The sequence below is a fragment of the Clostridium sp. D33t1_170424_F3 genome (genome assembly GCF_015667585.1).
In the GTDB taxonomy this organism is placed as follows: Bacteria; Bacillota; Clostridia; order Oscillospirales; family Acutalibacteraceae; genus Anaeromassilibacillus.
This window is the reverse complement of record NZ_JADPEG010000017.1, coordinates 72074-79676: the sequence shown is the minus strand read 5'-3', so window position 1 is coordinate 79676 and position 7603 is coordinate 72074. Positions and strand designations below refer to the sequence as shown.

General features: G+C 52.3%; 9 protein-coding genes. 4 read left to right on the top strand and 5 right to left on the bottom strand.

Annotation, left to right across the window (positions count from 1 at the left end):
- Positions 1-170 precede the first annotated feature (170 nt).
- Together I4V53_RS11670 and I4V53_RS11665 are read right to left on the bottom strand one after the other, a co-directional pair.
- Complete coding sequence (locus tag I4V53_RS11670; protein ID WP_195985866.1) at positions 171-950, bottom strand: type III pantothenate kinase; 780 nt, start codon at positions 948-950, stop codon at positions 171-173.
- A 34-nt stretch (positions 951-984) separates the two neighbouring features.
- A complete protein-coding gene (locus I4V53_RS11665; protein ID WP_195985865.1) occupies positions 985-1728 on the bottom strand; it encodes an ECF transporter S component in 744 nt (247 codons plus the stop codon).
- A gap of 210 nt (positions 1729-1938) precedes the next feature.
- Between I4V53_RS11665 and I4V53_RS14215 the strand changes: the two genes are divergently transcribed.
- The 3 genes from I4V53_RS14215 to I4V53_RS11650 all read left to right on the top strand — a co-directional run bounded on the left by I4V53_RS14215 (position 1939) and on the right by I4V53_RS11650 (position 4203).
- Positions 1939-2478 carry a helix-hairpin-helix domain-containing protein gene (locus tag I4V53_RS14215; protein ID WP_195985864.1) on the top strand — a complete coding sequence of 180 codons (540 nt, stop codon included), beginning with the start codon at positions 1939-1941 and terminating at the stop codon, positions 2476-2478.
- Between the two features lie 77 nt (positions 2479-2555).
- Positions 2556-3761 carry a bifunctional phosphopantothenoylcysteine decarboxylase/phosphopantothenate--cysteine ligase CoaBC gene (gene coaBC / locus I4V53_RS11655; RefSeq protein ID WP_195985863.1) on the top strand — a complete coding sequence of 402 codons (1206 nt, stop codon included), beginning with the start codon at positions 2556-2558 and terminating at the stop codon, positions 3759-3761.
- Between the two features lie 112 nt (positions 3762-3873).
- The gene (locus tag I4V53_RS11650) at positions 3874-4203 is read left to right on the top strand and encodes a DUF1540 domain-containing protein (RefSeq protein ID WP_195985862.1); all 330 of its coding nucleotides are present in this window, start codon (positions 3874-3876) and stop codon (positions 4201-4203) included.
- A 95-nt stretch (positions 4204-4298) separates the two neighbouring features.
- Here I4V53_RS11650 and I4V53_RS11645 read toward each other — a convergent pair whose 3' ends face one another.
- From I4V53_RS11645 to I4V53_RS11635, 3 genes are read right to left on the bottom strand one after another with little or no spacing between them, the layout of a single operon-like run.
- On the bottom strand, positions 4299-4808 hold the full coding sequence (locus tag I4V53_RS11645; RefSeq protein ID WP_195985861.1) for a GyrI-like domain-containing protein: 510 nt from the start codon (positions 4806-4808) through the stop codon (positions 4299-4301).
- A 43-nt stretch (positions 4809-4851) separates the two neighbouring features.
- Positions 4852-5580 carry an NAD-dependent protein deacylase gene (locus tag I4V53_RS11640; RefSeq protein WP_195985875.1) on the bottom strand — a complete coding sequence of 243 codons (729 nt, stop codon included), beginning with the start codon at positions 5578-5580 and terminating at the stop codon, positions 4852-4854.
- A 41-nt stretch (positions 5581-5621) separates the two neighbouring features.
- Positions 5622-6275, bottom strand: a complete 654-nt coding sequence (locus I4V53_RS11635; protein WP_195985860.1) for a CatB-related O-acetyltransferase — start codon at positions 6273-6275, stop codon at positions 5622-5624.
- Between the two features lie 394 nt (positions 6276-6669).
- On the opposite strand from I4V53_RS11635, the gene I4V53_RS11630 reads away from it, so the two are divergent.
- Positions 6670-7599: an AAA family ATPase gene (locus I4V53_RS11630; RefSeq protein ID WP_195985859.1), complete on the top strand. Its 930-nt coding sequence runs from the start codon at positions 6670-6672 to the stop codon at positions 7597-7599.
- Positions 7600-7603: the final 4 nt, after the last annotated feature.

The window sequence follows — 7603 nt, the reverse complement described above, 5'->3', positions numbered from 1 at the left end:
ACTTGTGTATAATTCCGTTTCTCCATGACAATACCCCCTGATGTAGTCTATTTTCCTACATCAGGGGGTACTTTGTCTCTGTCCGTTTTTACTGGACCTGTTCAAAGACGGGAGGAATCATTTTTATTCTATCAATATTTTATGCAAAAGAGGCATATGACACAGCTACTTTATTTCTCTGTATTCTTTTGGTTCTTTTGATAGAGGATCCACAACCCTTTCAGCATCAGGCTGTCGTCACAGATAATCTTTTTCCGGCAGTTCGGCACAATGACGTGCGCCAGCCCGCCGGTTGCAATAACCGTAGGTTCCTCGCCCAGCTGTTCGGCCACGCGTTCCACAATACCGTCCAACATGGCGGCGTTCCCGTACAGGGTGCCGCTTTTCATGCAGTCGATGGTATTGGTGCCCACCAGCTTTTTCGGCGGCTCCAATCCGATATGCGGAAGCTGGGAGGTTCGGCTGGCTAATGCTTCCATCCCCAAAATAACGCCGGGCATGATCATACCGCCCATATAGCCGCCGTTCCGGTCCACAACGGAAAGGGTTGTCGCCGTGCCGAGGTCAAAAATCATGATCGGCTTTGGATACTCCGCAATGGCCGCCACCGCGTCCACAACAAGATCGCTGCCCAACTGCGCCGGATTGTCAATCAGGATATTCAGCCCTGTCTTGAGCCCGCTTCCCACCACCATACAGCGCTTGCCGGTGATCTTTTCCACCGCACTGCGCAAAGGCGTTACCAGCGCGGGCACCACGGTTGAGATAATACCGCCCTCCATATCGGAGGCCTTATGTCCGTTCAGCTCCAGCAGATTCTTCATCAGCACAGCGTATTCGTCGCCCGTTTTAAAGCGGTCAGTGGAAAGCCGCGCGGTAAAGTGAATGGTTTCCTCATCAATGCCGCCCAGCACAATATTGGTATTTCCAACGTCAATGGCAAGAATCATACCGGTGTATTCTCCTCTTTATATAATCTTGGGATCAGGCGATGGATTTTCTCTGCAGCGACAGAAGCGCTTTGCCGATCGCTACAGTCAGCACCACGGCGGCAATTGCCTCCGGTATGCCGTTGGTCCCCACAACCGCAAGGACTGCGCCCAGCACGGCGTCCACCGGAATTCCTTTCGCCGCCGCATAAGCGTCCTTAAACAGCAGGAACATTGTGCCCATGACAAAAACCGTATTGGTGAAGGAACCGAGTAAAGCGGCAACCGCCAAGGAAACGATTTCCGCCGTCAAAGCAACGAACTTCGATGCCGTATTCTTTTCCATCAAAAGTACCTCGACCTCAGGCCCATTTAAAGCGGCGGTTGTCCGAGCAATAAACCTTGCCGGCATTTTCTTTTTCATCAGCTTTTGAAGCAAAACAAAGACATAGTACGGCACAATGCCCACCAGAATGCGCGGGATAAACGTGATCACCAGACTCAGCCAGTTTCCGCTCGTCGTACCAGGTACCGGGATCACCGGAGAAAATGCAAACGACAGCAGCGTCGGCGTCACTGTGTTGCTGATCAGGCTGGTCAGGCCGAACAGCCCTCCCAGAATTGCGCCCTTTTTAGGTCCAAGCAAAATTGAACCGATAATAACCGGCACATGCACGATCGTGGCCTTGATCAGCGGCAGCTGGATAAAGCCAATCGGTGTGAACGCCAACAGCAAGATAATTGCTGCAAACAGGGCCAACAGGACGAAGTCGCGGTACTTTGCGGATTGTTTATTCATTTTTCATACCCTCCTGCTGCTGCTCCTTTATAACTTTGAAAGGATACAGCGCAAATTTTCATCTACATTATAAGCGCACATCGTTAAAAAATCAACAATGCAATGCAGGATTTTTCAGAAAAATAGCATTTTGATTTTATTTTTCCGCCGAAAGCGCGAAAAATGTGGTATGCTAAAGAAAAGACTTTTTTGCGACAGGGTGTGTTTTGTATGAAGGAATGCGTCTGCGGATTAGATTGCGGCGTCTGTTCTCAATTCGACGCGGAGTGTCACGGCTGTACGGCGCTGAAGGGCCGCGTGTGCTGGACTCCGGCCACCGGTACCGACTGCTGCCCCATCTATCGATGCGCGGTTAGCAAAGGATTGGCACACTGCGGACTTTGTACAGAGCTTCCCTGCGACACCTGGCAGACGCTGCGCGATCCTGCGCTAAATGAGGCCGCTTTTCAGGAATCCTTTCAGGCGCGCATCCTTGCACTGCACAAACGCACCCTGAAAGACAGCAATCTGCTCCAAATACCGGGCGTCGGGAAAACCATCGCTGAAAATTTGATTCACATCGGCTGCCCGACCATCGCCTCTCTGCGCGGGAAAGACCCGGAGGAGCTGTATGCAAAGGATTGCGCATGGAAAGGGTTTCAGGAGGATCGCTGCCTGCTGTACGTCTTCCGTCTGGCGGTTTACTATGCGGAAAATGAAACGCACGACCCGGAAAAATTAAAATGGTGGAATTGGAAGGATCGTACATAACCGGTATTTACGGGCACCCCGAACTTTGGTATACTGTGTGCACAATGTAAAAAACCTGTGGAAATGAGGGACCGCATGTGTTAAAAGGAAAAACCATTTTATTGGGCGTCACAGGCGGCATTGCCGCCTATAAAGCGGCGTACCTGGCAAGCGCGCTGCATAAGCAGGGCTGCGAGGTCCACGTGCTGATGACCGCAAACGCCACCCATTTTATTAATCCCATTACATTTGAAAGTCTGACCGGACACAAATGCCTGGTGGACACCTTTGACCGCAATTTTGAATTTAACGTGGAGCATGTCGCGCTGGCAAAGGCGGCGGATCTCTGCCTGATCGCTCCGGCTACCGCCAATGTAATTGCCAAAATGGCGCACGGATTGGCCGACGATATGCTGACCACTACTGTGCTGGCCTGTAAATGCAAAAAACTGGTCTCCCCCGCCATGAATACCCGCATGTATGAAAATCCCATTACTCAGGACAATCTAAACCGGCTGCGCCACTACGGCTTCGCAGTCATTGAACCGGAGATGGGCTATCTGGCCTGCGGCGACACCGGAGCGGGCAAATTTCCAGACCCGGAGGTCATTCTGGAATATGTCTATCAGGAGCTCTGCTGGGAAAAGGACATGCGGGGACTGCACGTCCTGGTGACTGCGGGGCCCACGCAGGAAGCGATCGACCCGGTCCGCTATATCACCAACCATTCCACAGGCAAAATGGGCTACGCGCTCGCGCAGAACGCCGCCCGGCGCGGTGCGGCCGTCACACTGGTGACAGGTCCCACCGCCCTTCAGCCGCCGGCTTTTGTAGATGTGGTTCCCGTGTGCAGTGCACAGGATATGTTTGAGGCTGTCACGGCACGCAGCGAACAGCAGGATATTATTGTCAAGGCCGCCGCCGTCGCGGATTACCGCCCGGTGGAAGTCAGCGGCGATAAAATCAAAAAGCAGGACGGCGACAGCTCGGTCCCGCTGGTTCGCACGGCGGATATTTTACAGTATCTGGGAGAACACAAGCCGGCGCATCAATTTTTGTGCGGATTCTCCATGGAAACGCGCGATATGCTGGAAAACTCACGCAAAAAGCTGTTAAAAAAACACGCTGACATGATCGTCGCCAACAATTTGAAAGTCTCCGGCGCGGGATTTGGCACGGATACAAACGTTGTCACGCTGATTACAAAAGACCGGGAAACCGCGCTGCCGCAGCTTTCCAAGGAGGAAACCGCCGCGCGCATTTTTGACCAGATTCTGGCACTGCGCGCCCAACCGCAAGTATAAAAAGGAACGGATCGGCACAAAATAAAGATGCATTCTGCTCTGTCGTGCCGATTGTTCCAAATCAGCACGACAGTCGGGAATGCTATTCTCAATTAAGAAAGAAGTGCTGATTATGACAAGCTTGAAATGTACAGTCACCAACTGCGTGAACAACGCCAAGGAGTGCTGCTGCCGCCCTGACATCAAGGTTGCCGGCGCATGTGCCTGTGACTGCGAGCAGACCTGCTGCGCCGATTTTGCGGACAAGACCGGTTCCGCTTCCAATGCCTACTGCGACACAGATATTCCGAACGAAGCACTGCATGTCCGCTGCGAAGCGCACAACTGCGTTTACAATGCAAACGGCGACTGCGACGCGAGCAACATCCATGTTGCCTGCGGTTCCTGCGGCAAGCCGGACTGCAAGAGTCAGACCGAGTGTGCGACTTTTAAAATGAAATAAGCTGCCACAACAAAAGAGTGTTTCCAATTCATTTTGGAAACACTCTTTTCTGTTTTTATCATTACTTCAAGAACATAAACCATGCAGGTCCCTGCTCAGGCTAAATAAGCACAAATATCGAGGATGACATTGCCTTTTTCATCCGGCCTGGTAAAACGAGGGCAATGATACCGTTCAAAGAACCAGCCGTCCTGAGAAAAACGCCACCCCTTCCGAGCCATGGCCTCCACACAGAGGTCGGACGCTTTCGCGCTGTACAGCTCGCCATTTTGTGCATTGCCGCAGAGCCAGCAGACGCCCACTTCCCCGGCCGGGATCTCCACCGACGCAAAGCCGTCCGGTACTTCTGCATCCGGCGCCAATAAAACGCCGATCCAGTATGCAAACGAGCTGCCAGAATCTGTAACGCGCATCACACCCAGATCGTCTTCACTCACACCGGGAATCCATTTGCACTGTCTGAGTTTTTCGAACCACCCTTCCCGGTATGCCTGCTGCCAATGATATGCAAATGTTCCCATTTCATCCCGATCCGCATTGGTGTAACATTTTCCCACCAGCTTGACGGCAGGAAAATCCTCCTTGTAAACTTTGACGATTTCCATGTGCATTTTCTCCGGTTCATTTTTTTAGAATCAATCGGACGTTTCATCTGACCTTAATTTGTCCCAAAACAGCGCCGATACTACCCTGAATACATAAATCCGCACGGTCGTCCATCGGGGTGGCGGATTTGTTGATTAAAACCAGGCGGTTCCCATTGTAATAGTGCACCAGCCCGGAGGCCGGATAGACGGCAAGCGAGGTCCCGCCGATGATCAGCATATCGGCGCTTTCAATCGCGTTCAGCGCCCCGGTCAGCGTCCGCTGGTCCAGGCTCTCCTCATACAGTACCACATCCGGCTTAATCGTCCCGCCGCAATCGCAGATGGGAATTCCGGCGCTGCGCAGAATATACGCCGCGTCATAGGCTTTGCGGCACCGTTGGCAGTAGTTGCGGTGGACTGAGCCGTGCAGCTCATAGACCGCTTGACTGCCCGCCTTCTGATGCAGGCCATCGATATTCTGCGTTACAACGGCGGTCAGCTTTCCCACAGCCTCCAGCTCCGCCAGCTTTTTATGGGCGGCGTTCGGCTCCGCATCCAGGCACAGCATCTTTGCCCGGTAAAATTTATAAAACTCATCCGTATGCGCCACATAGAAGCTGTGGCTCAGAATTGTCTCCGGCGGATATTTGTAGTGCTGATGGTACAGCCCGTCCACACTGCGGAAATCCGGAATGCCGCTCTCCGTTGAAACCCCCGCGCCGCCAAAAAAGACAATGCGGCGGCTGTCGTCTACCATCCGCTGTAATTCCTCTATTTTATTGACATCCATCATAAACGCCTCCCGGCTTTTTATTGATTCGGCAGTTCTCTCTATTCCAACATCTGCTTCAGCTTTCCTCGCACCACTTCTAAATTGCCGTCACAGAGAACCGGCAGAAAATCCGTCAGCTTTTCCGGTGTAAAGTCCCACCACCGGAGCGCCAGCAGCAAAGAAATCAACTCTTCGTCAAAACGTTTTTTTATCGGTCTGGCCGGATTGCCGCCCACGACGGTATATGGTTCCACATCCTTCGCCACCACAGAATATGCGGCGATAATCGCTCCATCACCAATCTTCACACCGGGCATGATGACGCTTTTCCGTCCAATCCACACATCGTTGCCCACAACCGTATCCCCCTTGAAAGGGAGCTGGGAAAGGTGCGGCGGAGTGTTTTCCGCCCATGCGCCGCCAAAAACGTGGAACGGGTAGGTGCTGATACTGCTGATCCGGTGATTCGCGCTCCCCATGATAAACCGGACGCCGCTGGCGATTGCACAGAACTTGCCAATATGCAGGCAATCTCCAAACTCCGGCCAGTTAAACAATACGTTGTTGCGCTCAAACGCAGTCGGATCAACCGGATCGTCGTAATAGGTGTAATCCCCCACAAAAATATTAGGCGCCGTAATGACATTTTTCAAGAAGCAGGATGTTCGATATTCGTTTGGAAAAACCTCGTTGGGATTTGGAATGCTATTCATAAAAATCTCCTATTCTATCTTAATTTTTACCACCTCCAAACATATTTTTCGACTCCGTGGCTACCGCCCTTTTTTGACGTATCTCTTTCATGATCCGCTCTCCCCCATTTTCTATGACTGATGCATCATTTGTCCGCGACTCAAAAACATATCGCGGTTGTTTCTTGATGTAATTTTAGTATCAACCTGTGTAAATGTCAAACCATCCGATTGAAAAAAGGTTCGTTTGCAGTGACGGAATCTTTCGGTAAATTTGAATGTTTTATAAACGATTGCCCGCATTGGTTGCAATACAGTCCAGCTTTTTTTATAATAAAATAGATTATTTATCCAGATACGGATAAATACTTTTTCCATAGGAAATCAGGACTGAATAACTAAAGGGAGAAACTACATGCAACATGCTTTAGAAATTATACACGAAGTCAAAAAGGCCGTCGTCGGCAAGGACGCGGTTATTACCAAAACACTGATGGCCATTTTAGCCCAGGGGCACATTTTGCTGGAAGACATCCCCGGCGTGGGCAAAACCACCATGGCGCTCGCCTTTTCCAAGGCGATGGCGCTGGATTACCGCCGCACACAGTTCACGCCGGACGTTATGCCGACGGACGTGACCGGCTTCTCCGTCTACAATAAAGCCACCGGCCAGCTGGACTACAAACCCGGCGCCGCGCTCTGCAATCTGTACCTCGCGGATGAGATCAACCGCACCTCCAGCAAAACGCAGGCAGCCCTATTGGAGGTCATGGAAGAAGGGCGCATCACGGTGGACGGCACAACGCGTGAAACCCCAAAGCCGTTTACGGTCATTGCCACGCAGAATCCCGTCGGCTCCGCCGGCACGCAGCTGCTGCCGGAATCCCAGATGGACCGCTTTATGGTCTGCCTGACGATGGGCTATCCCAAATTAAAGGACGAAGTGGAAATTCTGCGGCGCAAGCAGGGCGGCGACCCGCTGGAACACGTGCGCCAGGTGGCAGACAGCCAGGACATTTTAACCATGCAGCAGGAGGTCAACCAAGTCTTTCTGGCGGACAGCCTCTATGAATACATTGCCCGATTGACCGCCGCCACGCGCAAGGACCCGATGATCCGGCTGGGAGCCAGCCCGCGCGGTTCCATCGCCGTCACGCGGATGGCACAGGCCTCCGCCTATCTGAGCGGGCGCGACTATGTCATCCCGCGCGACGTCCAGCTGATCTTTGCGGATGTGATCGCACACCGCATGGTTCTCAGCCCGCAGGCCAAGATGGGCAATCTATCTGTAGATGCGCTGCTGGAGAAGATTATGAATCAGGTTCCCGCGCCTGCCGTCAAATGAGGTG